This window comes from Type-E symbiont of Plautia stali (genome assembly GCF_059731115.1).
Genome location: NZ_AP035906.1, coordinates 1,522,432 through 1,547,190, shown reverse-complemented (window position 1 = coordinate 1,547,190; position 24,759 = coordinate 1,522,432). Strand labels below are relative to the sequence as shown.

22 protein-coding genes are annotated in these 24,759 nt (G+C 52.5%); 10 read left to right on the top strand and 12 right to left on the bottom strand.

What is annotated here, in order from left to right; all coding sequences use genetic code 11:
• The first annotated feature begins 184 nt into the window (after positions 1-184).
• Complete coding sequence (gene sulA / locus AC6I8L_RS06970; protein ID WP_034820439.1) at positions 185-676, top strand: SOS-induced cell division inhibitor SulA; 492 nt, start codon at positions 185-187, stop codon at positions 674-676.
• A 349-nt stretch (positions 677-1,025) separates the two neighbouring features.
• Positions 1,026-2,099, top strand: a complete 1,074-nt coding sequence (gene ompA, locus AC6I8L_RS06965; RefSeq protein ID WP_058959662.1) for a porin OmpA — start codon at positions 1,026-1,028, stop codon at positions 2,097-2,099.
• A gap of 91 nt (positions 2,100-2,190) precedes the next feature.
• On the opposite strand, the gene matP is transcribed toward ompA, so the two are convergent.
• Positions 2,191-2,658, bottom strand: coding sequence for a macrodomain Ter protein MatP (gene matP / locus AC6I8L_RS06960; protein WP_141399037.1), 468 nt, complete (start codon positions 2,656-2,658; stop codon positions 2,191-2,193).
• Between the two features lie 53 nt (positions 2,659-2,711).
• On the opposite strand from matP, the gene AC6I8L_RS06955 reads away from it, so the two are divergent.
• Positions 2,712-4,574, top strand: coding sequence for an AAA family ATPase (locus tag AC6I8L_RS06955; protein ID WP_045831668.1), 1,863 nt, complete (start codon positions 2,712-2,714; stop codon positions 4,572-4,574).
• 67 nt (positions 4,575-4,641) lie between these two features.
• Positions 4,642-5,160, top strand: a complete 519-nt coding sequence (gene fabA, locus AC6I8L_RS06950; RefSeq protein ID WP_034820448.1) for a bifunctional 3-hydroxydecanoyl-ACP dehydratase/trans-2-decenoyl-ACP isomerase — start codon at positions 4,642-4,644, stop codon at positions 5,158-5,160.
• A gap of 66 nt (positions 5,161-5,226) precedes the next feature.
• On the opposite strand, the gene rmf is transcribed toward fabA, so the two are convergent.
• From rmf to rlmKL, 6 genes are all read right to left on the bottom strand, one after another.
• Positions 5,227-5,394: a ribosome modulation factor gene (gene rmf / locus AC6I8L_RS06945; RefSeq protein WP_007887362.1), complete on the bottom strand. Its 168-nt coding sequence runs from the start codon at positions 5,392-5,394 to the stop codon at positions 5,227-5,229.
• A 269-nt stretch (positions 5,395-5,663) separates the two neighbouring features.
• Entirely contained in the window at positions 5,664-6,230 is a 567-nt protein-coding gene (gene pqiC, locus AC6I8L_RS06940) for a membrane integrity-associated transporter subunit PqiC (RefSeq protein WP_058959663.1), read from the bottom strand.
• Positions 6,230-7,870 carry an intermembrane transport protein PqiB gene (pqiB, locus tag AC6I8L_RS06935; protein WP_058959664.1) on the bottom strand — a complete coding sequence of 547 codons (1,641 nt, stop codon included), beginning with the start codon at positions 7,868-7,870 and terminating at the stop codon, positions 6,230-6,232. The genes pqiC and pqiB overlap by 1 nt, the downstream gene beginning before the upstream one ends.
• Positions 7,842-9,125 (bottom strand): membrane integrity-associated transporter subunit PqiA, encoded by a 1,284-nt coding sequence (gene pqiA, locus AC6I8L_RS06930; protein WP_058959665.1) that lies wholly within the window; start codon positions 9,123-9,125, stop codon positions 7,842-7,844. The genes pqiB and pqiA overlap by 29 nt, the downstream gene beginning before the upstream one ends.
• 16 nt (positions 9,126-9,141) lie before the next feature.
• Complete coding sequence (locus tag AC6I8L_RS06925) at positions 9,142-11,055, bottom strand: ABC transporter ATP-binding protein (protein WP_034820460.1); 1,914 nt, start codon at positions 11,053-11,055, stop codon at positions 9,142-9,144.
• A 5-nt stretch (positions 11,056-11,060) separates the two neighbouring features.
• The gene (gene rlmKL, locus AC6I8L_RS06920; protein WP_058959666.1) at positions 11,061-13,178 is read right to left on the bottom strand and encodes a bifunctional 23S rRNA (guanine(2069)-N(7))-methyltransferase RlmK/23S rRNA (guanine(2445)-N(2))-methyltransferase RlmL; all 2,118 of its coding nucleotides are present in this window, start codon (positions 13,176-13,178) and stop codon (positions 11,061-11,063) included.
• Between the two features lie 97 nt (positions 13,179-13,275).
• Between rlmKL and AC6I8L_RS06915 the strand changes: the two genes are divergently transcribed.
• Complete coding sequence (locus tag AC6I8L_RS06915) at positions 13,276-14,385, top strand: YcbX family protein (protein ID WP_058959667.1); 1,110 nt, start codon at positions 13,276-13,278, stop codon at positions 14,383-14,385.
• A 4-nt stretch (positions 14,386-14,389) separates the two neighbouring features.
• On the opposite strand, the gene AC6I8L_RS06910 is transcribed toward AC6I8L_RS06915, so the two are convergent.
• The 5 genes from AC6I8L_RS06910 to AC6I8L_RS06890 form a co-directional block, all read right to left on the bottom strand.
• The gene (locus AC6I8L_RS06910; protein ID WP_034820471.1) at positions 14,390-14,932 is read right to left on the bottom strand and encodes a cell division protein ZapC; all 543 of its coding nucleotides are present in this window, start codon (positions 14,930-14,932) and stop codon (positions 14,390-14,392) included.
• Positions 14,933-15,081: 149 nt separating this feature from the next.
• Entirely contained in the window at positions 15,082-16,092 is a 1,011-nt protein-coding gene (pyrD, locus tag AC6I8L_RS06905; RefSeq protein WP_479398222.1) for a quinone-dependent dihydroorotate dehydrogenase, read from the bottom strand.
• Between the two features lie 117 nt (positions 16,093-16,209).
• A complete protein-coding gene (locus tag AC6I8L_RS06900) occupies positions 16,210-17,211 on the bottom strand; it encodes a glycosyltransferase family 2 protein (protein ID WP_236699718.1) in 1,002 nt (333 codons plus the stop codon).
• A gap of 2 nt (positions 17,212-17,213) precedes the next feature.
• Positions 17,214-18,731, bottom strand: a complete 1,518-nt coding sequence (locus AC6I8L_RS06895) for a lipopolysaccharide biosynthesis protein (RefSeq protein ID WP_034820480.1) — start codon at positions 18,729-18,731, stop codon at positions 17,214-17,216.
• A gap of 94 nt (positions 18,732-18,825) precedes the next feature.
• A complete protein-coding gene (locus tag AC6I8L_RS06890) occupies positions 18,826-19,632 on the bottom strand; it encodes a hypothetical protein (RefSeq protein ID WP_058959669.1) in 807 nt (268 codons plus the stop codon).
• A 745-nt stretch (positions 19,633-20,377) separates the two neighbouring features.
• Here AC6I8L_RS06890 and ssuE point away from each other — a divergent pair.
• Genes ssuE through ssuB form a run of 5 tightly spaced genes read left to right on the top strand, consistent with a single transcriptional unit; the run spans position 20,378 to position 24,643 of the window.
• The gene (gene ssuE / locus AC6I8L_RS06885) at positions 20,378-20,929 is read left to right on the top strand and encodes an NADPH-dependent FMN reductase (RefSeq protein WP_058959670.1); all 552 of its coding nucleotides are present in this window, start codon (positions 20,378-20,380) and stop codon (positions 20,927-20,929) included.
• 10 nt (positions 20,930-20,939) lie between these two features.
• Complete coding sequence (locus AC6I8L_RS06880; protein WP_072226499.1) at positions 20,940-21,899, top strand: sulfonate ABC transporter substrate-binding protein; 960 nt, start codon at positions 20,940-20,942, stop codon at positions 21,897-21,899.
• An 11-nt stretch (positions 21,900-21,910) separates the two neighbouring features.
• Positions 21,911-23,056 carry an FMNH2-dependent alkanesulfonate monooxygenase gene (gene ssuD, locus AC6I8L_RS06875; RefSeq protein ID WP_058959671.1) on the top strand — a complete coding sequence of 382 codons (1,146 nt, stop codon included), beginning with the start codon at positions 21,911-21,913 and terminating at the stop codon, positions 23,054-23,056.
• Positions 23,057-23,066: 10 nt separating this feature from the next.
• Complete coding sequence (gene ssuC, locus AC6I8L_RS06870) at positions 23,067-23,855, top strand: aliphatic sulfonate ABC transporter permease SsuC (protein ID WP_034820490.1); 789 nt, start codon at positions 23,067-23,069, stop codon at positions 23,853-23,855.
• Entirely contained in the window at positions 23,852-24,643 is a 792-nt protein-coding gene (gene ssuB, locus AC6I8L_RS06865) for an aliphatic sulfonates ABC transporter ATP-binding protein (RefSeq protein WP_058959672.1), read from the top strand. The genes ssuC and ssuB overlap by 4 nt, the downstream gene beginning before the upstream one ends.
• Positions 24,644-24,759: the final 116 nt, after the last annotated feature.

Sequence of the window (24,759 nt, the reverse complement as noted above, 5' to 3'; positions counted from 1 at the left end):
CCTTAAAATCCTGGGTTTTCATCTGGTTAGAAGATAGAAAAAACCCATTAGCTGTTCAATGAATAAAAGCATTTGCTGTGTGCGATGTGCACAATTTGCGAGGTGTTTTCAGAAATTGAGGTTGATCTTTATCCAGGAAGACATTACTGTACATCCATACAGTTCATTACTGAGTGATTAAAACATGCGTACTCAATTCTCTGGCCTTGCTGATCGTTCTCAACGTTTTGCTTCTTCAAGCCTGACGCAGCCTTCTCTGGGTGGAATTACTGAACTACGTTACAGCGAACAACCTGGCATGATGCAGTTACTGCTGTTGCCGGTGTTAAAGCAACTCAGCGAACAGTCCCGCTGGCAGCTGTGGTTAACACCTGCGCATAAGCTGAATCGTAACTGGATGCAGCAGTCAGGATTACCGCTTGAGAAAAGTATGCATATCACCGAATCTGAACGACTCACGACAGTGGAAAGTATGGTGAAGGCTCTGCGCACGGGAAATTATAGTGTGGTTTTGGCCTGGATTCCGTACGAATTGAATGATGAAGAGCGGTTTGAACTCGAAATGGCAGCGGCAGAAGGTGAAGCACTGGGTTTAATTATGCGTCCGCAAGGTCACGATCGCGTCTTGTCCAGACAACCAAATACGCCAAAAATTCCGTCGGATTTGTTTCATTAAGTAAAACCAGGAATTTTCTCACGCTTTTTTTTCTTAAGGATGCTGCTAAGCCACTGATTCTTTTCCCGCCAGCTTTGACAATGGTTTAGCCGCATTTTCTCAATTCGCTGGCGAAGATTTTGCCATGTGATTTGTTAAAATGTGTGTATAAATCCCTGTTTTTTTGCTGGCTGGCCTCACATCATACTTGTAACTTTCCAATCTCGTTGTAGACTTTATCTCGCCAGGGTGCTCAATAACCTCCGTTTTTTCGGTAGAGTCAAAAGCGAGCGTTTAGACCCGGCGAAGGATTAACACAAAGAGCAACCTTTTTGCTCATTGCCTATTTGGATGATAACGAGGCGCAAAAATGAAAAAGACAGCTATCGCAATTGCAGTGGCACTGGCTGGCTTCGCTACCGTAGCGCAGGCCGCTCCTAAAGATAACACCTGGTATACCGGTGCTAAACTGGGCTGGTCTCAGTATCACGATACTGGTTACTACGGTAACGGTTACGCGAACAACGACGGTCCAACTCACGAATCTCAGCTTGGTGCTGGTGCATTCCTGGGCTACCAGGCTAACCCATACCTGGGCTTCGAGCTGGGCTACGACTGGTTAGGCCGCATGCCTAACAAAGGCGACCAAGTTAACGGCGCATTCAAAGCACAAGGCGTTCAGCTGGCAGCTAAACTGAGCTACCCAATCACTGAAGACTTTGATGTGTACACCCGTCTGGGCGGCATGGTATGGCGTGCAGACTCTAAGCAAGCCAACCTGAACACTGGCGACCGTATCAGCAACCACGACACCGGCGTTTCTCCGCTGGCTGCTGTTGGTGTTGAATACGCACTGACCAAAAACTGGGCAACTCGCCTGGACTACCAGTGGGTTAACAACATCGGTGACGCAGGTACCGTTGGTGCGCGTCCAGACAACAGCATGCTGAGCGTCGGCGTTTCTTACCGTTTCGGTCAGGATGAAGCAGCAGCACCAGTTGTTGCTCCAGCACCTGCTCCAGCGCCAGTTGTTGAAACCAAGCGTTTCACTCTGAAGTCTGACGTACTGTTCAACTTCAACAAAGCGACTCTGAAACCAGAAGGCCAGCAGGCTCTGGATCAGCTGTACAGCCAGCTGAGCTCAATGGATCCTAAAGACGGTTCTGTTGTAGTACTGGGCTTCACTGACCGTATCGGTTCAGAGCAGTACAACCAGAAACTGTCTGAAAAACGCGCTCAGTCTGTAGTTGATTACCTGGTCTCTAAAGGTATCCCTTCTAACAAGATCTCTGCACGCGGTATGGGCAAATCTAACCCAGTGACTGGCAACACCTGTGACAGCGTGAAAGGCCGTAATGCCCTGATCGACTGCCTGGCGCCAGACCGTCGCGTTGAAATCGACGTGAAAGGTATCAAAGACGTTGTAACTCAGCCACAGGCTTAAGTTATCACGCAATAAAAAACCCCGCTCTTGCGGGGTTTTTTTTATCTCTTTTCAACTGGCTAACAACACCATCATAGTGCACACATCAGCGCTATTCGTTCTCTGATCCGCCTTTACCCAGAATCGCCTGAAGATCCTGCTTAAGCGTTGACATCTGGCTGGCATACTTCTCTTTGCGCTCGGCATCTTCAATTAACTGCACAATGGTTTCTGATAGCGTATTACTGCGACGCTGCGCCAATCCTGCCAGACGCTGCCACACCAGATATTCCAGATCGATCGACTTCTTACGCGTATGCTGATGTTCCGCATTAAAGTGCCGCTTACGGCGCGCACGAATAGTCTGCTTCAGACGGTTCTCGAGATCGGGGTGAATGTGCTGAGCTATCCATTCCGCTACCTCTACTGGACTATTTTCCATCGCCAGTAAGGCATCCACTGCAGCCTGCGCGGCGCTAAGCTCAAGATGACGGGTGATCAATTCACCCTCCCGATGCTTTTTCACCAGGTATTTCCACTTCCATCCACTTTCAAGATTTTCGAGTTGCTGGTATTTCATCGGAATCTCATCGTGATCACGTAACAAACTAAGAATAACAGCTTTTTTCCCGGATGCAGCAAGGAAAAACATGTAGCGGTCATCACATTTCGGGCTGGAACTCCGCAGTGCTTAACAAGGTTGATTCCTGTATAATCGCGCTTTTCCTAAATCTGACTAATGCGAATATTTTGACCAGCACTCAAATTACGTGGCAAGCCCTGCAGCCGGATAGCATCCGCTACCAATCCATTTTCTCAAACGTCTCACTGGAAGATAGCGATAGTCTTGCCGCGGTTCAGCCGCGTCTGCTGAATGCGCTGGCGCATTTGCATCATCAAACCTTAGGTTTTCCTCTGTTGCTATTACGCAGTCAGGAAAACAGCGATTACCTCGCGTGCATCGCCGAAGCCGCACAGCGCTTCCAGCCCGAAGAGATCGCGCTGTATGGCGGTGACTATCATGTCATGGGTGACACGGTCAGCCTGATGCCGCCCAGCGATGCTAACCGGCCATTCACCAGTCAGGGCGGTGTTCACTTTGCCGACTGGATTGAAGCAGAACAACTGTTTGGTTGTGTGCGTCAGTACAAAGATCGTATTCAGCCCGAGCCGGGGTTGATTCATCAAGCCAATGGCGGCACTTTAATCCTTTCCGTGAATACGCTACTGGCTCAGCCACTGCTATGGCTGCGTCTGCGTAAGTGCATCGAGCAAGGCCGCTTTGACTGGTATTCGCAGGACGAACGCCAACCGTTGCCCGTGGCCATCCCTTCCCTGCCGCTGCAACTGCGCCTGGTACTTTGTGGCGATCGTGATGCGTTAGCCAGCTTCCAGGAATTGGATGCAGAAGTGCATGAAATGGCACTGTACAGCGAGTTCGAAGAGAACCTGCAGATCACCGATGAAGAGGACATGACTTTCTGGTGCCAGTGGACGCTCACGCAAGCTGAACAAGCCGGTCTGGATCAGCCTGCAGCCGATTTCTGGCCGCTCTTGATCAATGAGGCGGTTCGTTTTACGGGTGATCAAGAAACCCTGCCGCTCTGCCCGCGCTGGTTACGCCGTCAGCTGCAGGAAACCGCGCTGCACGGTGACGTCATCAATGCTGAAGCATTAAAAGAAGCACTGGAAGCGCGCGAATGGCGTGAAAGCTACCTGGCTGACCGCATGCGTGACGAAATTCTGCTCAATCAGATTATGATTGAAACTGAAGGTGAAGTGGTGGGACAGATTAACGGTCTCTCGGTGGTGGAGTTTCCAGGTCATCCGCGTCCGTGGGGCGAGCCGTCACGTATCACCTGTGTTGTTCATCCAGGTGATGGTGAATTCACTGACGTTGAGCGTAAAGCCGAGCTGGGCGGTAATATTCATGCGAAAGGCATGATGATTATGCAAGCTTATCTGATCGCTGAACTTGAACTCGAGCAACAGCTGCCCTTCTCAGCCTCGTTAGTGTTTGAACAGTCCTATTCCGAAGTGGATGGCGATAGCGCTTCACTGGCCGAACTCTGCGCGCTGATTAGCGCACTGGCCAATCAGCCACTAAGCCAGCATATTGCGGTGACGGGTTCCGTGGACCAATTTGGTAATGTGCAGCCTGTTGGCGGCCTGAATGAAAAAATCGAGGGCTTCTTCAACATTTGCCAGTCACGCGAGCTGACAGGTAAACAAGGCGTTATTTTGCCAGCCAGCAATGTGCGCCATTTGAGCCTAAGCGAAGCTGTGGTCGATGCGGTGAAGCAAGAGCAATTCCACATCTGGGCAATCGAAAGCGTGGATGAAGCGCTACCCTTATTAACCGGTATCGCATGGCAAAGTGAGAGCGGCGAGTCACTGCTCAATACCATTCAGGAACGTATTGCACAGTTGAACCAGCAGGAAATTCGTCATCGTCCGTGGCCATTCCGCTGGCTCAACTGGTTCAACCACAGCTGATTGATTTGCCCAGCGTACAACTGTTCGCTAATATTCGGGCTTCACTAAAAGAAGGCATATTGAGAACATGGTAGATAAACGCGAATCCTATAGCAAAGAAGACCTGGTTGCCTCAGGTCGCGGCGAACTGTTTGGCGAAAATGGACCGCCGCTTCCCTCTGATAACATGTTGATGATGGACCGCGTGGTCATGATGACCGAAGACGGCGGTAAATTTGACAAAGGTTTTGTGGAAGCCGAACTGGATATCCGCCCTGACCTGTGGTTCTTCGATTGCCACTTTAAAGGCGATCCGGTCATGCCTGGCTGCCTCGGCCTTGACGCCATGTGGCAGTTGGTTGGTTTCTACCTCGGCTGGTTAGGCGCTGAAGGTAAAGGCCGCGCACTGGGTGTGGGCGAAGTGAAATTCACCGGTCAGGTACTGCCAACCGCGAAGAAAGTCACTTATAAAATTCACTTCAAGCGCGTGATCAACCGCAAGCTGGTGATGGGCGTGGCTGATGGTGAAGTCTTCGTTGACGGTAATCTGATTTATACCGCGACAGATTTAAAAGTAGGCCTGTTTAAGGACACTTCTGCCTTCTAATTCCCCAAACGAAAACCTCCGCATTCAGCGGAGGTTTCTTCCTTCATTTATGGACATCCGACAGTGCTAGGCCACCGCCGACCTGTCCTCCATGGCTTGACGCCAACCTCCCAACCAGTAAGACCGCGCATCGATCATTTGATAGGGGCATATCTCTTTTGAGCGGCCAGTAATACCCGCTTGATAGCCTCGTGAATGTGCACGTTCCAGGCGGTCTCTTTTCTGTCTCTTCATGCCTCGATTCCCTCATTTCAGGTCTGGTGGATTCTGGGTGGAAAGAAAGAGTGGCGATATAATGTTCAACCACAGTAATGTTCTAACCCCAAGCAGAAGAAAGATCAATGCGCAAAATTCACGCCAATGTCATCATTTTGACGTTAAAACGACATCTATAATTGTCAATTACGTGTATATCTGGCTGATAAGACGATAAAAAAAGCCCCTGATTTGATGTCCGTCACACAACGGCAAATCAGAGACTTAGCATAAGCATCGAACAAATCTTAATTTAGCGAAATGACACTTTTTGCGATTTGTTGTGCCGTTTGCTGCCAGCCGATAGCCAGAGTACGCACCAGCGCATCATAGCCATCTTCGTTTTGCGGCAGAGTCAGATTAAAGCCATGTTTGATTAAGCGCCCTTGATGTTGCAGGAGCCATTCTCCGCTCACCACAACCTGGCCATCATAGCGCCCCTGGAAACCGGTCACATTCACCGTCAAAGTATCGTGGCTCTCACCCAACGGAGCACTGGCAACAATTCGGCCCGGCAGCGCTTTGCTGAGGTTGCTGATCAATGTCTGTTGTAGTTGTTGATCCAGCGGACTGGCCCACAAGTTATTGGCAGCAATCACATACTTTACATCGCTGGTCTGATACACCAAACCGTTCCCTGCCATAAAGTCCGGCACCGACACTTGCTCGACCCAAATCATTGGCAGGTTGCCGCTGGATGCGCTGTCTACACGCGCGACGTTGCTGCCCGCAGGCAGCTGATAATAGGTGTTTTCGATGGTGCTGCTACAACCTGCCAGGAGCAGCATCGCACCAATAATCAGCCCTTTTTTCACTATTTCGCCCTCTTTGGCTGGGGATCCTGGCCCGGTTTGGCTTCAAACACCAATGCATTGCTCTTGGTATTGAGCGTTTTCAGCACCGGTTGCAATTCGCGCAGCACCTGGTCAAGTCGCTGCATGTCTCCTACCAGTTTGTTATAAGCCGGTGAACCCGGCTGCAAGCCTTTCATGCTACGATTCAACTCGCGCAGCGTCTGCTGCATATCTTCTGGCAGCGTTTTCATCGCCGGACTGGCAGTGATGTGATTGAGGTTATCCAGAGTTTTCTGCAGCTGCTGCATCGTACGCTGGCTCTCTTTCAGGGTGCCTGTCGCTTCGGTAATCATCGGATTTAATGGCAGACCGTTGATCTTATCCAGCGCTGCCGTCAGCTTCTGCTGGATCTGACTCAATCCACCACTGACCGTTGGAATCACCTCCAGTCCCGCAATCTCATTTGGACCTTTATACGCCGGTGCGTTGTCATAGAAGTCCAGATCGATGTACAGCGCACCCGACAACAGGTTACCGGTTTTCAGCGTGGCGCGCAGACCTCGCTTCTTGCCATCCTGCAGATGCTGCTCAAGGTTGAAATCTCCGCCCAGACGGCTGATAAAGCGATCCGGTTCGATGCGAATCAATATCGGAACACGATAATCGTTATTCAACGCCTGATTAACACCTGGAATGGTGTAAGGCACTTGCGAGACAGTCCCCAGACGAATGCCGCGGAACTCAACCGGCGCGCCTACCTGCAAGCCACGAATCGAATCGGTAAAGAACAGCAGGAAATCGGTGTGGGTGGTATACAACGAATCCTGGATGCTGCGCTGATCGTCAAACAGATGGTATTCCGCTTTATTCTCGGCGATCTGCCCCAGCTCCGCGCCATCTGGCACATCAAAACTTACGCCACCGCTAAACAACGTAGTCAGTGAACCCATTTCCACCCGCATGCCGGAGGCAGACATGTCGACGGCGATGCCGCTGTCTTTCCAGAAACGGACATTGGTCGTGATCAGACGATCGTAAGGGGCGGCGATGAACAGTTGATAGGTCATCATGCGTTTATCGGTATCAAAGGTGCTGGATTCAACCGTACCCACGCGATAGCCACGGAACAGCACCGGATCGCCCGCATTTAGCTGTCCGGCCTTTTTACTGTCGAGTGTGATGCGAATGCCTTTGGCATCCGGCGGTGCCAGAGGTGGTGCATCCAGCAGTTGATAGTGCTCAGGTTGATCGCCCTTCGCACCTGGCTGCAATTCAATATAGGCACCCGAGAGTAATGTGCCAAGACCGGTAATCCCTTCTCGCCCGATCTGCGGTTTCACCACCCAGAATACGCTGTCGCCATGCAACAGTTTTTCCATACCAGAATTGAGGCGTGCTTTGATCTCCACATGGTGCAGGTCGTCAGTCAATACCGCACTTTCCACCACGCCAACATTGACACTGCGGCTCTTAATGGTGGTTTTTCCGGCCTCAATACCTTCAGCGCTTTCGGTGATCAATGTCACCTCCGGGCCCTGATGGCTGAAATGATAAAATAAGATCCAGCCACCAATGAATAGCGTGACGATGGGTACAATCCAGACCGGTGACCAGCGTTTAATCTGGTCGACCTTAGCAGTCCCGTGATGGTTGTCCGTCAAGACACGGCTCCTTTCGTTCAGTTTCCCGTAATCGATCCCAAATCAGGCGCGGATCAAACGTCATCGCTGCAAACATGGTAAGAATCACCACCATGGCAAACAGTAGCGCGCCTGGCGCAGGGTAAACACTCATCAGCTGCCCCATCCGCACCAGCGCGGATAACACAGCGATGACAAACACATCAATCATTGACCAACGGCCAACAAATTCCACCACCTCATACACCACGTGCATCTTCTCATCATCACGCCGGCCACGACCACTGGCGTGCCAGCAAAGCCAGGCAATCGCCAGCATCTTGAGTGAAGGCACCATGATGCTGGCGATAAAGATCACCAGCGCCACTGGCCAGGATCCATCGCTCCACAGCAGAATCACCCCGGCCATAATGTTCGAGGGATACTGCGAGCCAAGCGTCTCGGTGACCATAATCGGCATGATGTTTGAGGGAATGTAGAGCATCACCGAGGTGATCAAGAGTGCCAGCGTCCACTGCAAGCTGTGCTTACGTCGCGGTGCAGCGACCACGCCACAGCGAGGACACTCAGCCTGCCCGACAGATAAGATAGCGGTACAGCAAGGACAACTGCGCAATCCCTGCTTCAACCCACTGATTCCGGCTTGCGGCACCATCGGCAATGCCGGGAGTGGACCCATGCTCTGCCACACCCATCGCCGATCTACACACTGAAATGCGCGCAGCTGTAATACACAGAATAGACACCACGGCCAGAAACTGCTGCCAAGGCCAATTTCGCCGTAGGCCATCAGCTTCACAAAGCTCACCAGCACGCCTGCCATAAAGATCTCGGCCATGCCCCAACTGCGCAGCTGGAATAAAATACGCGCCAGCCCAAGGCGCAGAATGTGCGGCATACGCACGCGATTCACCAACAGCAGAATGGTGATCATGCAGAACGCGGGAATCCCCTGTACAAACAGCAGAAACAGTGTCGCCAGGCTGCGGTAATCTTCACGATCCATCACCGCGGGAATTTCGAGCAGCGAGATTTGGCTGCTCAGCCCGGCCACATGCATATTGATAAAGGGAAATAGATTCGCCAGCACCAGCATAAACAGTGCCGCGAAAGCGTACCCGGTAGGACGTTTTCGCGGCTCATGCCAGTTAGCGGTCAGCGTGGTATGACAACGTGGGCAGCGCGCGCGACTGCCCACCGGCACGGCAGGCAATTTTACGGTTAAATCACACTGTGGACAGAGCATCCACTGGTGCGCCTGATCCGTTGCACACATACTGACTTCCTCTGTGTTACGCGCCGTTTTTCAGCGCTTCCAACTCTTCCCAGCGCTCAAACGCCACTTCCAGCTCTTTTTCCGTCTGCGCTAACGCATCCAGAACCGGTTGAGTTTTGTCGTGCGGCTGGCTGAAAAAGTCCGGATGGCTCATTTTCGCCTGCAGTTCGCCGATACGTGTTTCCAGTTGCTCCAGTTTTTGCGGCAGCTGTTCCAGTTCACGCGTCAGGTTATAGCTGAGTTTGTTCGCGCTACGTTTTGGCTCCTGATTTTTCTCTGCCGCTTTGGGCGCAGCGGATGCGGTTTTCACCGTAGCGGACTTGGTTTGCTTATAGGCGCTACGCTGTAACTGCGCATCGTGATAGCCGCCGACAAAGGCACCAATCTCACCGTTGCCTTCAAAGATCCAGCATTCGGTCACGGTGTTATCGACGAATTGACGATCGTGGCTCACCAGCATCACGGTGCCCTGATAACCATCCACCAGCTCTTCCAGCAGCTCCAGCGTTTCCACGTCAAGGTCGTTGGTCGGTTCATCGAGAATCAACAGGTTGCTAGGTTTCAGGAACAAACGCGCTAACAGCAGGCGGTTACGCTCACCACCGGATAACGCACGCACTGGAGTCATCGCACGCTTCGGATGGAACAGGAAGTCCTGCAGATAGCCCAGCACATGGCGCGGCTTACCGTTGACCATCACTTCCTGTTTACCTTCCGCGAGGTTATCCATCACGGTACGATCCGGATCCAGTTCAGCACGGTGCTGGTCGAAGTACGCGATCTCCAGCTTAGTCCCGCAGTGTACGCGACCACTGTCCGCTTTTAACTCATCCAGCATCAGACGCAGTAAGGTGGTTTTACCACAGCCGTTCGGGCCAATCAGGGCGATCTTATCGCCGCGCTGCACCTGAGTGGAGAAATCGCGCACCAGCGTTTTGCCATCCACGCTGTAATTGACGTTTTCCATCTCAAATACAATCTTACCTGAGCGAGCGGCTTCGCCGACCTGCATGTTGGCTTTGCCCATCACATCACGGCGTTCTGAACGTTCACGACGCAGCGCTTTTAATGCGCGCACGCGGCCTTCATTACGGGTACGGCGCGCTTTGATGCCCTGGCGAATCCAGACTTCTTCCTGCGCCAGCTTGCGGTCAAACTCCGCGTTCTGCATCTCTTCGACGCGCAGTGCTTCTTCTTTACCCAGCAGGAATTGATCGTAATCGCCCGGCCAGGAAACCAGTTTACCGCGGTCGAGATCGACAATACGCGTCGCCATATTGCGGATAAACGAACGGTCGTGCGAGATAAACACGATGCTGCCGGTAAAGGTCTTAAGGAAGGTTTCCAGCCAGTTGATAGTTTCAATATCGAGGTGGTTAGTCGGTTCATCGAGCATCAGCACACGTGGATTGCTCACCAGCGCACGGCCCAGCGCGGCTTTACGCAGCCAGCCACCGGAGAGTGAGGAAAGCTCAGTGTCAGCTTCCAGACCAATCTGCTGCAATACGTCATTGATACGGCTATCGAGCTGCCACAAATTCTGATGATCCAGAATGGTTTGCAGACGCCCCATCTCGTTGAGGTTTTTCTCGCTTGGATCTTCCATCACCAGATGGGAAATCGCATGGTAGGCTTTCAGATGCTCAGCCTGCTCTGCAACGCCTTCCGCCACGAAATCGTAGACTGAACCGGTAATGTTGCGCGGTGGATCCTGCTGCAGACGTGCCACAACCAAATCTTGTTCGTAAATAATGCGGCCATCATCCAGCGGTTGTTCGCCGTTGATGATTTTCATTAATGTGGATTTACCGGCACCGTTACGGCCCACCAGACAGACGCGTTCGCCCTCTTCGATGTGCAGTTCGGTGTTATCCAACAGCGGCGCATCGCTGAATGAGAGGTAAGCGCCATGGATACTGATCAGTGACATAAAACTTATTCCTTACCGGCGTGGCTAACCAGCCAGCAGTTGTGAATTTGACGGTTGCGTGAGAAATCTTGCGACAACGTTTTTTGGGTAATTTCCTGCGCCTGTAAGCCCAGAGCGGCTAAACCGTCCAGGTCCATTTTGAAACCGCGCTTGTTATTCGAGAACATAATGGTGCCACCGCGACGCAGCAGACGTTTCAGATTCTGCATCAGCATCATGTGGTCACGCTGCACGTCAAAATCGTCTTCCATTCGTTTGGAATTCGAGAAAGTCGGCGGATCGATGAAGATCAAATCAAATTGTTCGTCACTGTCACGCAGCCAGCTAAGGCAATCGGCGTGCATCAGTCGATGCTGACGTCCGGTCAGACCATTAAGACGCAGGTTGCGCTCGGCCCACTCCAGATAAGTGCGAGACATATCCACGGTGGTGGTGGTTTTCGCACCGCCTAGCCCGGCGTGCACGCTGGCGGTGCCGGTGTAGGCAAACAGGTTAAGAAAGTCTTTACCCGCGCTCATTTTGCCCAGCATTTGGCGGGCCAGACGGTGATCCAGGAACAAACCGGTGTCAAGATAATCGGTCAGATTCACCAGCAGACGCGCGTCAAACTCCTGTACTTCGAAGAAGTCGCCCTTTTCTCCCAGCTTCTGATACTGATTTTTACCCTTCTGACGCTCACGGGTTTTCATCACCAGTCGATTGGCCGGAATCTCCAGCACGCTCAGCGTCGCGCTGATCACATCAAACAGACGCTGACGTGCTTTATTGGCATCCACGGTTTTGGGTGGAGCATATTCCTGAATTACCACCCAGTCGCCGTAGCGGTCTACCGCGACGTTGTATTCCGGCAAGTCGGCATCATACAAGCGATAGCATTCAATGTTGGACTGCTTCGCCCACTTTTCCAGCTTCTTGATGTTCTTACGCAGACGGTTGGCAAAGTCTTCGGCAATCTGCGCACTGCCTTCACCGCTGGTCGCGGCCAGCTGATAGTTTTTCTGCACACATTCCAGTGGGCCATTTTTGGCTTTGAACTGACGGTCGGCGCGCAGTTGCAGGCAGCTTAGCAATTCCGGCGACGCACTAAACAGAGACAGATTCCAGCCGCCGAACTGCTGTTTCATAATGCGTCCCAGCAGGCTGTGCAACGCAATCAACGCCGGTTCGCTTTCCAGACGTTCGCCGTAAGGCGGGTTGCTCAGCACGGTGCCGGTGATCTCCTGGCCCGCCAGCGGGTTCTTCAGCTTAATCACATCCTGCTGGGCAAAAGTGAACAGTTCGAACACGCCAGCACGACGCGCATTGGCTCGCGCAGATTCCAGCACGCGGCTGTCATTGTCGTAACCGAAGAAGCGCGCGGTTGTGGCCGCCGTCCCCACACGGGCACGCTCTTTCGCCTCAGCCAGTACTTCCTGCCACACCGCCTGATTATGGTTTTTCCAGCGATTGAAACCCCAATGAGTACGCAGCAAGCCCGGCGCGCGATCGGTAGCGATCAGCGCCGCTTCCAGCAGTAAAGTACCAGAACCGCACATCGGATCGATCAATGGCGTGGTGCTCTGCCAACCAGAACGCATCACTATCGCGGCCGCCAGCGTCTCTTTCAGCGGTGCCTGACCGGTTTGCTGACGATAGCCACGCTGATGCAGCGCATCGCCGCTCAGATCCAGTGCGATGCTCACGCGATCTTTATTCAGCCACGCATTAATACGGATGCCTGGCTGTTCACGATCCACGCTTGGACGCTCCAGATTCTGACGCGTAAAGCTGTCAACAATCGCATCTTTGATACGTAATGCACCGAACTGGCTGTTGCGGATCACCTCATTGGTACCGCTAAAGTGAATTGCAAAGCTGGTGCTGCTGTCGAACATCTCGGTCCAGGGAATGCTCTGCGCGCCCACATACAGGTCGAGATCGCTCCAGACGCCAAATTCTCCCAGCGGCAGCAAAATACGCGAAGCCAGTCGGCTCCACAGCAGGCTTTGGTACATCACACGGTCATCGGCACGGAAGTGGACGCCGCCCTGCACCACCTGCAAATCCTGCGCACCCAGCGCGTCCAGCTCAGTTTTTAACAGCTCTTCGAGCCCACGCGCCGTACTGGCAAACAGAGAATTCATATCGTCACTTTTTACTCTTGCTAAAATTGTTGCGCATTATAGCGAATCAGCGTCCTATGTCATAAAGTTAGCTTCTTTTTGTCCTGTTGGAGTTTCGATGATTACGCTTTCTCGCCTCTATATTCATCCGGTCAAATCGATGCGCGGTTTGCAACTGTCTCATGCACAGGTGCTGGAGAGTGGTCTGGCGTTTGATCGCATCTTCATGGTGACCGAACTGGACGGCACTTTTATTACTGCGCGACAGTATCCGGACATGGTGCGCTTTACTCCTGCGCTGTTACCCGATGGCTTATTTTTAAATGCCCCGGATGGCAGCCAGGCCTTAATTCGCTTCAGCGATTTCACGGCACAATTGTCACCCACTGAAGTGTGGGGGAATCATTTCACCTCGCATATTGCGCCCGCCGAAATCAATGATTGGCTGAGTGAATTCTTTCCGCGTCCGGTGCAATTGCGCTGGACCGGTGTGGCTCCCACGCGACGGGTGAAAAAATTTGATGAGGTATCGCTGAGTTTCGCGGATGGTTTTCCCTTCCTGCTGGTGAATATGTCGTCACTGCAGGATCTGCAGCAGCGTTGCCCGGCCAGCGTTCGCGTTGAGCAATTCCGCCCTAACCTGGTGGTCAGCGGCGCAGCCGCATGGGATGAAGACAGCTGGAAGCAAGTTAAAATCGGCGAGATTGTTTTTGATATGCCCAAGCCCTGCAGCCGCTGTGTATTCACCACCGTGGGTACCGAAAGCGGGCGCAAACATCCCGAAGGTGAACCCCTGGCCACGTTACAACGTTTCCGCAGCGGTCAGGACGGCAGCGGAGATATCGATTTCGGTCTGAATCTGATCGCCCGCAACAGCGGCGTGATCCGCGTCGGCGATGAGCTGACGGTTTTGGCTCGTCAGACACCGCGAGCTTACGGAGCGGGCGCGGTGGTGGAAACCCTCAAACCGGCTGCCAGCCAACAGGCAGAAGTGATCATTGGCTATCAGGGCAGTGAATTTACCGGCGACAACCAGCAAGTGCTACTCGAACAACTGGAGATGCAGGGCTTTCGCATTCCCTACTCGTGTCGTGCCGGGATATGTGGTAGCTGCAAGGTGACGCTGGTATCGGGCGAAGTGAAAGCGCTGAAACAGAGCGCAGTGCGCGCAGACGGAACGATTCTCAGTTGTAGCTGTATTCCCGCAGGCGATATTGTTTTGGCTTAAACGCTTAAACCGCCCGCGCAAAGTGGGCGTTTTGTTCCTGCTGATGCGGCCGCAAACGATCGTTCATGATCTTTATCGCGTCGCCTAACTGCATACCTTTACCGGCTACCGATAATGTATTTTGCGCCAGCAGACACAACGCCGCATTTTCGCCACTCTCGACCACCAGCAATTGCGCCTGTTCGCCGCTATCGGCCAGCGTCACGGCTACCATATCGCCTGATGCGGGTTGCCAGCTCTGGGTATGGCTGGTGAAATGCCAGCTTTTTGGCATGAGCGGTTTTAAAAAACGACTCGCCACTAATGCGTTTAAGACTAATTCCGCGCGCTGATCGCCTTTTAATCCACTCTGTCGGCAACGCTCTTCAAACGTAAAATACAGGGCAGCGTCATCGACACAAAAACCACTGACATTAAAGGCATCTGGTGTCAGCATTTTACGCGAGAAGCGCGAACGAAATAGCATGCCATCGGCCAAATCCAGCATCATACGATCGTGCTCTGCGTCAAAATACCAACGCCAGTTATCATCAGGTTTGATTTTCATGATGTGCCCTGTGGTTAATCGCTGCGCTAAATGGCGCTCAATGAAAAAATAAAACTCTAAGGAAAAGCTGAAAAAAACATCAGCAGGACAAAATATAAACGAGCCGAAGGGATAAATAAACCCCCCGGCGCGGGAAAGTGGGAAATGTCTTAGAGATGGGTCACGATATCTTTAATTAAACCTGGGCCTTTATAAATAAAGCCAGAGTATATCTGCACCAATGTGGCCCCTGCGGCCATTTTTTCACGAGCGGAAACCAGTGAATCAATACCACCGACGCCAATAATAGGTAAACGACCTTGCAGCTCTTGCGACAAGCGGCGAATCACTTCAGTGCTGCGTGACTGTACCGGACGGCCACTTAATCCACCCATCTCATCGGCATATTTAAGTCCAGCAACTAAAGCACGATCGAGCGTGGTATTCGTGGCAACGACACCGTCAATTTCATGGCGCACCAAACTGTCGGCAACCTGGATCAATTCTTCTTCAGAAAGATCCGGCGCGATCTTCACCGCGACCGGCACATATTTAAGGTGCCGTTCCTGCAGCTCTTTTTGTTTTAATTTGATCGCCGAAAGCAGATCGTCCAGCGCTTCGCCATATTGCAGCGTGCGTAATCCAGGTGTGTTTGGCGATGAAATATTGATGGCGATATAACCGGCATGGGCATACACCTTTTCCATGCAGATCAGATAATCGTCTTTGCCTTGCTCCACTGGCGTATCTTTATTTTTGCCAATATTGATACCGAGCACACCTTTGAAACGCGCTTTTTTAACGTTCTCGACTAAGTGATCGACGCCGTGATTATTAAAGCCCATGCGATTAATAATCCCTTCCGCTTCCACCAGACGGAACATGCGCGGCTTATCATTGCCAGGCTGTGGACGTGGCGTCACCGTCCCGACTTCCACGAAGCCGAAACCCATCGCACCAAAGGCATCAATGCACTCTGCGTTTTTATCGAGGCCTGCAGCAAGCCCCAGCGCGTTAGGGAAAGTCAATCCCATGCAGGTCACCGGGCGTGACGGCAGCGACTGGCGAATCAGTCCTTCCAGCGGCGTTCCGCTGATAAAACGTAATTGTTGAAAGGTGAGTTCGTGCGCACGCTCTGGATCGAGCTTAAACAGCGCCGGCCGGACGATAGGATATAACATGCACTCTCCTGAATGGCGGAAGCGAAGAAGTCGGGTGCACGGAAATTTGTGCGCCAGAATGGTAAAGGCCTCTGGCGCAAAAGTAAATTTAATCAGCAGCGGGAGAATTGATCACGGTCAGCGACGTGCAGAATAGCGCCCGACTTGTTCACGAACATTTTGCAACCCGAGGTAAATCGACGGGCAATACCACAGCAGCTTCAGGCGCGAATCCTGTTGCAGCATCTTACTTACCACTTGATTCACCGGAGCCTGCCATTCATTGGGCACGGTCATGTGATTTTTACGGATTTGCGCGAGACAGCCCTTCATCACCGTCTGGTAGTAATCATCCAACAACAACTCATCAACGGGTTGCTGCTGGTCGCGTAAAAACTGCTCGCTGCTTTGTCGCGCAATGAAGTAATTTTTTACCCACGAAAAGTCACGCGTGCTCTGTGACAATGAACTGAGCATGAAGCGCTTGTAATAGTAGCTTTGGCTGGTGCAGTAGATTTGACGCGCGGCCATATAGAGCGCAAACATCCAGGGCGCATCTTCGTGGTTCTGAATGGGAAGGAACTGCAACGCCAGCTGATCGATTAAACGTCGCGACATGATCGAACTCCACACCACGCGATGTGCCGACTGGTGTTGCAGCAAAATGTGCAGACTTGCCCTGCCCCCGGGCAATAAACCACTGACATGACGTTGATGAATACGTTGATACTGGCGCTGCGCCACAGGCAGATCAAGAAACATCTTCGCGCCAAAACAGAACAGATCAATCTCCTGATGCCTGGCCTGTACCCGTCGAAAATCAGCAAACAGTTCAGTCGAAACGAAATCATCCGCATCCATGAAATAGACAAAATCACCGGTGGCTGCGGCGAGTCCTTTCATACGCGCCGCGCTGACGCCGCCGCGTTCACCGCTCAGCAGTGTGACCTGCGGATGCGCAGCAGCGAAAGCGGTGAGCCAGGCAACACTGCTATCACTGGAACCGTCATCAATGATAATGATCTCATCGGGCGGTGATGATTGACGTAACAATGAACCCATCGCTTCTGGCAGCCACGTGGCACAGTTCCAGTTTGGCACGATGACAGAAACGGTCGGCACGCGGCGAGATGTCAACATTCTCATCCTCTCTCCTCAACATTGAATAACGGCAAGCGCAGACGCTTTAGCACCAGGCTATGCAGCAAACAGCACACACCAAGATTGATTGCGCCAATCAGGCCTAACCACAGCAGGTTGATCCAACGGTTTTGATTCCAGTCGATAGGCAAGAAGGTGCTTAACCAGGCCATCAGCGCGGATGCCGCCCAAATCAACATCACATCACGCGTGAGCCAGGTGAAATGCAGACCGGGCGCGAAACGGCGATGTACCAGCCATGCCCAACCCACTAAATAGAAGATGTTTTGCCCCAGCCACAACCATCCGGTACCCAGCGCGCCAAAATGCATCGCGCACCAGATGTTGAGCGGTACCAAAATCAATGCGAACACGCTGAAGCCTTGCATATGCAATTTGAGATTGCCGTTGATGTATTGCAGGTGATACAGCAGGCCACAGATGGCCTGAATGCCGCTGCCCAGCGCGTAAAGACTGAGCACAAATGACATCTCATCAACAATCTGGGTTTTCTGGGTCCAGGCCCAAAGCAGCGGTCCGGCGTAGCAGGCAATGGTGATACTGAGCGGCGCCATAAATATCGCGACGGCCTGAGTGGTATAGCGATAGAGTTTTAGCGCTTCCGCATCGCCTTCATTACGGGTTTTCATGCCGGTCATGCGCGGCACAATCGCCTGCATGATCGGGCTGCTGAGCAGCAGAATGCCGGTAGCCGCGGTCGCCACCACGGTAAACGAACCGTATTGGCTCAGCGGCAGGGTTTTGGACAGGACCAGTCGGTCAATCTGTGAAATAAAGGTCCAGACCGCACTGGAGTAGGCCGCGCTGAGCGCAAAACGAATAAAGGGCCGCAATACTCCTTTCAGGTCATCACGCTTCTCTTTGCGCGCGGAACGTGGGACCAGTTGGCAGGATTTGTAAATACAGCATGCCGCTTCGGCAATCGATACCAGCAATTGCCAGATAAAGAAGGTCAGCACAGGGTTAGGGAAAAACTGAATCACCACCACGGCACCAAAAGTACGCAAAGTGGTGATGATCAGGTTAACGCCATTTAGCCAGACCTGATGTTCAAATCCGACAATCACGCTACGATACGGGCTGGTACGCCAGCGTATGGCCGCGGTAATGACCATAATGCCAACCGCAATCACCACATCCCTGGCTGGCAGATGTTGCGCATTGAGCCAATGAGCGGCAATCCACGGCGTGGCAATCCAACCCAGCACCACAAGGATAAGCGTTGAAATCAGAAAGAATCGCGTCAAGGTGGCAAACAGCGCCGGGAACCAGACAAATTCGGCTTGATTGGCACGATAGCGCGCAGCTTCACGCATTAAGGTAGTAGAAACCCCGGCATCCAGCAGTTGTAACCACGTCAATAAAATAGAAAAGAAGCCGACCAGACCGTAAGCTTCCATTCCTAAATGTTGAATATAAAGTGGTACCACCAAAATACCTGACAGCGTCAGATAGATTTGGCCAACATAGTTGGCAATCGCGTTACGTTTAATCGACATAAGTGTTTTGGTGTCAGGTTTTCTCAAGGAGAATTAGCGTGGCATAAAAACAGCTCGGCGCACACGGGACTAATTCTTAAAACCAACGTTGGTCTCATACAACAGAGGTTTTTCTGACTTTCATCAGATTGAAATAGATGTCCGGTTGTTTCAACATGAGTTTTTCCATGACACCCTGTGCAGGAAACTGCTCTGAAAAATAGTGAATGGCGTGCCGCACATTATCAGAGAGCTTGTCTGTGTGATTTAAATCCTGCTGAATCAGGTTCAATAACCCGCCCCTTAAATAACTTTGCCGATAAGCATTCCTTTCAGGCAGATAATGCGTCATTCGGGTCAATTTTTCATACTCTTGCATAAACTGTTGATAGCTTAACGTGGCACACTCTTTTTCGTCACTGGCGCTATTTAAGGTATCCAGTACCCAGACGGACTCCGTATTAATCAACCCAGCGAGCATCACATCCCGCATGCGATTCAAGGGTGTTGCGGCGTAAACAAGCGCAACACGCAGGATGAGGAGGTAATGTTGACACCAATGCTGCCCGGTCTGTAACTGCTGAAAGAGTTGTAATGAAGACTGCAATCCCGTTTTAAAAGTGTGCTGAGGGAACAGAGGTTGGATTAAACAGTTCAGCTCGGGACGCTGATCGCTGCATTTAGCGACCTCCAGCAACAGTGCGTCTGCAGGCGTAAAGCCAGCGGGTGCAAACAGTAAGAAGTCATCCTCATTCAAACCTGCAATCCTGTCAGGGTCTGTATTGACCAAATTAAAGCGTTGAGAGGTGATAACCGATTGGAGCTCATAGCAGCGAAGGGTTGAATCTGATAGCAGTCGATCTTCTTGCCCTGCGTTCATCGCTGGGCCAGACACATCGTGATCCGGAGAAAAGCGTTCCATATTTTATATCCCCAATAAAAGATGAAAACCTGAACCTTTCCCAATGAAATGCTCAAGTAAAAAAATAACAGACAAGCTGATGAAGATTTTTAGCGCAATTAATCTCAACAGATTATAAACAGGCTAAGGGCAGAGAATTCATTTTTTATCGGCCTTCCAGACGTCACCCTAATCTTAATTGTTAAAACTTTCTGAACCAGGGCTAAAGCATCGAGAATAAAGATAACAATTTTTAGCCAGAACAGAAGTAAGGCATGCCTTGTTTTTAATGTTTGCACGCTTTTGGAAACACTTAATCACGGATTAATCCATTATTTACCAGAGTTACACCCCCATCCAGAAATGACTAGCCGCTCTAAAAAGGGACTTCGATTTGATCCTCCCTCCTCTACCCTTTCATTCGTAAAAGAAAAAATATTCTTTTATCTTTTGAAAGGTTCGTTCATCCTTCATTTTTTCTTTCAAACACTCTATTAATAAGAAACTTCATCCAAATTAACCATTCCCCTGAGTGATACTCACGCCCGTGCTTAAGTGAGAAGCATTCATCTCACTCGGTTTTCAGAATATCCTTAGCCCAGAACACGACATGCCTTTCTCAAAAACATCCCCCTCACGCCAATCCCATATTTCGGCTTAAGTTTGCCAGATAAATCATTTATACCCGCGCACGCGCTCTGCCAGTATTGAACACATCAGTTCTCAATACCAGATAATCAATAACTTTCAGTTATAAGGAGTGACCATGCGAGTTATTACGCTGGCGGGCAGCCCTCGCTTCCCATCGCGCTCTACTGCAATGCTCAGCCTGTGCCAGCACGCGTTGGAAGCACGCGGTGTTGAAGTCATTCCCTGGAATATTCACAACTTCCAGGCGGACGATCTGCTCTATGCGCGCTTTGACTCCCCAGCCCTTAATGCGTTGAAAGACGACCTGGCGCTGGCAGACGGACTGATTGTTGCCACTCCTATTTATAAAGCTTCATTTTCGGGTGCGCTGAAAACCCTGCTTGATTTACTGCCAGAACGCGCCCTGGAACACAAAGTGGTGTTGCCATTGGCTAGCGGAGGTAGTGCATCTCATTTACTGGCCGTGGATTACGCGCTCAAGCCGGTATTGAATGCGCTGAAAGCCCAGGAAGTGCTGCATGGGGTGTTTGCCACCGATACGCAAATAGTGAATTACGACCGCCAGCCAGAGCTGGATCAACAACTGGCCAATCGCATTGATGATGCGCTCGACACTTTCTGGCACGCGCTACACCGACGCCATCAACCCTACGCACAAGCGGTATAAAGGAAAAATCATGAAAAGGATGTTTACGGGTTTACTGCTGCCAGCCTTTGCTGCGCTATTTGCCCTGAGTGCCAACGCCGTTGCCGCTGATGCCCCGGCGCAATTGCGTGTGGGTTATCAAAAAGGATCGGTGAGCATGGTGTTAGCAAAATCTCACCAGATGCTGGAACAACGTTTCCCCCATACCCAGATCAAATGGATTGAATTTCCCGCGGGCCCGCAGATGCTGGAGGCGCTGAATGTCGATAGCATTGATTTAGGCAGCACCGGTGATATTCCACCGCTGTTTGCACAGGCAGCAGGCGCGGATCTGCTGTATGTCGGTTCCGAACCACCGAAACCTCAGGCTGAAGTGATTCTGGTACCCAAAGATAGCCCGATTCACAGTGTGGCCGATTTGAAAGGCCATAAAGTCGCCTTCCAGAAAGGTTCCAGTTCACACAACTTGCTGCTGCGCGCGCTCGAACAGGCAGGCCTGAGCTTTAAAGATATCCAGCCCACCTATCTGACCCCCGCCGATGCGCGAGCCGCTTTCCAGCAGGGCGATGTCGATGCCTGGGCTATTTGGGATCCCTACTACTCTGCCGCCTTACTGCAAGGCAACGTGCGCGTACTGGCTGATGGCAGCAAGCTCAACCAGACCGGTTCCTTCTATTTAGCCACACGCAAATATGCCGAAGCCAACGGTTCATTTATCCAGCAAGTGCTGCACACCTTCAGCGATGCTGACGCGCTCACCCGCAGCCAACGCGAGCAAAGTATTGATCTGCTGGCACAAGCGATGGGCTTACCCAAGCCGGTGATTGCCAGCTATCTCGACCATCGTCCCCCCACCGCGATTACGCCGGTCAGCGCACACACTGCGCAGGCCCAACAGCAAACGGCCGACCTGTTTTATGCCAATCATTTGATGCCGGTAAAAGTGAACATCACTGACCGCATCTGGCATCCACAGTCCGCCCAGCCATAAGGAATTGAATCATGAGCATATCCGTATTTTGGTTTCTCCCCACCCACGGTGATGGGCACTATCTTGGCACCGCCGAAGGTTCGCGTCCTGTCGATCACGGTTATCTGCAGCAGATTGCTCAGGCCGCCGATCGCCTTGGCTTTGGCGGCGTGCTGATCCCCACCGGCCGCTCCTGCGAAGATGCCTGGCTGGTGGCCGCGTCACTGATTCCGGTGACGCAACGTTTGCGCTTTCTGGTGGCGCTGCGTCCGGGCGTGATTTCACCGACGCAGGCAGCGCGCCAGGCCGCGACGCTGGATCGTCTGTCCAACGGGCGCGCGCTGTTTAACCTGGTCACAGGCGGCGACCCTGAAGAGCTGGCGGGGGACGGCGTGTTCCTCGATCATCGGGAGCGTTATGAAGAATCAGCGGAGTTCACCCGCGTATGGCGTCGCGTTTCAGAAGGTGAAACCGTGGATTACGAGGGTAAACACGTCAAAGTGCGCGGTGCACGCCTGATGTTTAAACCGGTACAACAGCCACGTCCACCGCTGTGGTTTGGCGGTTCATCCGATGCCGCGCAGGATCTCGCCGCTGAGCAGGTCGATGTTTATCTCACCTGGGGCGAGCCTCCGGCATTAGTCAAAGAGAAAATTGATCAAGTGCGTGCCAAAGCGGCGGCACAGGGCCGTAAAGTGCGCTTTGGCATTCGTCTGCACGTCATCGTGCGTGAAACCAATGAAGAAGCCTGGCAGGCAGCGGATCGCCTGATTGCTCATCTTGACGATGCCACTATTGCCAAAGCGCAGGCGGCCTTTGCCCGTACCGATTCTGTCGGACAACAGCGCATGGCTGCGCTGCATGGTGGCCGCCGTGACAAGCTGGAGATCAGCCCAAACCTGTGGGCAGGCGTGGGTTTGGTGCGTGGCGGTGCCGGTACTGCGCTGGTGGGCGATGGCCCAACCGTGGCTGCACGTATGCAGGAGTACAGCGACCTCGGCATCGAGACCTTTATTCTCTCAGGCTATCCGCATCTTGAAGAAGCCTATCGTGTCGGTGAGCTACTGTTCCCACACCTTGATTTGGCCATCCCAGAAGTGCCGAAACCTCGCTTGGTGCAAGCACACGGTGAAGCGGTAGCCAATGATTTCACCCCGCAGAAAGTGTCTCAGAGCTAAGGAGTTCAGGATGGCAAAGTTTCAAAAACAGCTGAGTAATGCCCTACTGCCCTGGGCTTTACCGGTGCTGCTGGTTGCGGTGTGGCAGCTCGCTTCTCAGGTGGGCTGGCTCTCAACACGTATTCTGCCATCACCGGAAAACATCATTATTACGTTCTGGAAGCTGACGGTGAGTGGTGAACTGTGGCAAAACCTCGCCATCAGTGGCTGGCGTGCGGCGATCGGCTTTGCCATTGGCGGCTCGATCGGTTTGGTGCTTGGCTTGATCACCGGCACCTCACGCGTGGGCGAACGTTTGCTGGATACCTCAGTGCAGATGCTGCGCAATGTGCCGCACCTGGCACTGATCCCGCTGGTGATTCTGTGGTTTGGCATCGATGAGTCAGCCAAGATTTTCCTGGTGGCACTCGGCACCTTATTCCCGATTTACCTCAACACTTATCACGGTATCCGTAATATCGATCGTGGTCTGGTGGAGATGGCGCGCAGTTATGGTCTTTCTGGCTGGAGTCTGTTTATTCAGGTGATTCTGCCAGGTGCGCTGCCTTCGATCATGGTGGGCGTACGCTTTGCCCTCGGCCTGATGTGGCTGACGCTGATTGTGGCTGAAACAATCTCGGCCAACTCTGGCATTGGTTATCTGGCGATGAACGCACGCGAATTCCTGCAAACCGATGTGGTGGTGGTCGCCATCATTCTCTATGCGCTGCTCGGCAAACTGGCCGATGTCGCCGCTCAACTGCTGGAGCGCGTATGGCTGCGCTGGCATCCGGCTTATCAATTGAAGGAGAACGCATGAGCAACGCAACTTTAAGCCCGTCGCGTCTGAACAGCGGCACCCCGGTGGGCGTTAACGGCGTCAGCAAGCAATATGGTGATCGCACCATCCTGAACAACATCAATCTGCATATCCCGGCAGGGCAGTTTGTTGCAGTAGTGGGCCGCAGCGGATGCGGTAAAAGCACCCTGCTGCGCCTGCTGGCGGGACTGGAATCCACTTCGCGCGGTGAGCTGCTGGCAGGCACTGCGCCGTTAGCGCAAGCACGCGAAGACACGCGTCTTATGTTCCAGGATGCACGTCTGCTGCCGTGGAAGAAAGTTATCGATAATGTGGGTCTGGGTTTAAAGGGGCGTGAATGGCGGGCTGCCGCACTGGAAGCTCTGGAGGCGGTGGGTTTAGCCGATCGCGCTAACGAGTGGCCAGCGGCACTATCGGGTGGGCAAAAACAGCGCGTGGCGCTGGCTCGCGCGTTGATTCATCGACCCGGTTTATTGCTGCTGGATGAACCCCTCGGAGCGCTGGATGCACTGACGCGTATTGAGATGCAGGGGTTGATTGAATCGCTATGGCAACAACATAACTTCACGGTGTTGCTGGTCACCCATGATGTCAGTGAAGCCGTGGCGATGGCCGATCGCGTATTGCTGATCGAAGAGGGGCAGATTGGGCTGGATTTAACCGTGGACCTCGCGCGACCACGTCGACGTGGATCGGCGCGACTGGCGGAACTGGAAGCAGAAGTGCTGGATCGTGTGATGAAGCGCAGTCCGGCAGATCAGCCGCTGAAATTCGCCCAGCAGCGTTAGTCGAAGTCGAAGTCGAAGTCGAAGTCGAAGTCGAACAGTAGACTGCCACTGCCAATCCGGGCAGCGAAGGGAAGTGGCCGCGAGTTCAATAAAAAGCCGCATCATCGTGATGCGGC

Bases quoted from the DNA above. Each gene is read 5' to 3' on its own strand.
- sulA (WP_034820439.1), top strand. From the start codon at position 185: ATGCGTACTCAATTCTCTGGCCTTGCTGATCGTTCTCAACGTTTTGCT.
- ompA (WP_058959662.1), top strand. From the start codon at position 1,026: ATGAAAAAGACAGCTATCGCAATTGCAGTGGCACTGGCTGGCTTCGCT.
- matP (WP_141399037.1), bottom strand. From the start codon at position 2,658: ATGAAATACCAGCAACTCGAAAATCTTGAAAGTGGATGGAAGTGGAAA.
- AC6I8L_RS06955 (WP_045831668.1), top strand. From the start codon at position 2,712: ATGCAGCAAGGAAAAACATGTAGCGGTCATCACATTTCGGGCTGGAAC.
- fabA (WP_034820448.1), top strand. From the start codon at position 4,642: ATGGTAGATAAACGCGAATCCTATAGCAAAGAAGACCTGGTTGCCTCA.
- rmf (WP_007887362.1), bottom strand. From the start codon at position 5,394: ATGAAGAGACAGAAAAGAGACCGCCTGGAACGTGCACATTCACGAGGC.
- pqiA (WP_058959665.1), bottom strand. From the start codon at position 9,125: ATGTGTGCAACGGATCAGGCGCACCAGTGGATGCTCTGTCCACAGTGT.
- AC6I8L_RS06925 (WP_034820460.1), bottom strand. From the start codon at position 11,055: ATGTCACTGATCAGTATCCATGGCGCTTACCTCTCATTCAGCGATGCG.
- rlmKL (WP_058959666.1), bottom strand. From the start codon at position 13,178: ATGAATTCTCTGTTTGCCAGTACGGCGCGTGGGCTCGAAGAGCTGTTA.
- AC6I8L_RS06915 (WP_058959667.1), top strand. From the start codon at position 13,276: ATGATTACGCTTTCTCGCCTCTATATTCATCCGGTCAAATCGATGCGC.
- AC6I8L_RS06910 (WP_034820471.1), bottom strand. From the start codon at position 14,932: ATGAAAATCAAACCTGATGATAACTGGCGTTGGTATTTTGACGCAGAG.
- pyrD (WP_479398222.1), bottom strand. From the start codon at position 16,092: ATGTTATATCCTATCGTCCGGCCGGCGCTGTTTAAGCTCGATCCAGAG.
- AC6I8L_RS06900 (WP_236699718.1), bottom strand. From the start codon at position 17,211: ATGTTGACATCTCGCCGCGTGCCGACCGTTTCTGTCATCGTGCCAAAC.
- AC6I8L_RS06895 (WP_034820480.1), bottom strand. From the start codon at position 18,731: ATGTCGATTAAACGTAACGCGATTGCCAACTATGTTGGCCAAATCTAT.
- AC6I8L_RS06890 (WP_058959669.1), bottom strand. From the start codon at position 19,632: ATGGAACGCTTTTCTCCGGATCACGATGTGTCTGGCCCAGCGATGAAC.
- ssuE (WP_058959670.1), top strand. From the start codon at position 20,378: ATGCGAGTTATTACGCTGGCGGGCAGCCCTCGCTTCCCATCGCGCTCT.
- AC6I8L_RS06880 (WP_072226499.1), top strand. From the start codon at position 20,940: ATGAAAAGGATGTTTACGGGTTTACTGCTGCCAGCCTTTGCTGCGCTA.
- ssuD (WP_058959671.1), top strand. From the start codon at position 21,911: ATGAGCATATCCGTATTTTGGTTTCTCCCCACCCACGGTGATGGGCAC.
- ssuC (WP_034820490.1), top strand. From the start codon at position 23,067: ATGGCAAAGTTTCAAAAACAGCTGAGTAATGCCCTACTGCCCTGGGCT.
- ssuB (WP_058959672.1), top strand. From the start codon at position 23,852: ATGAGCAACGCAACTTTAAGCCCGTCGCGTCTGAACAGCGGCACCCCG.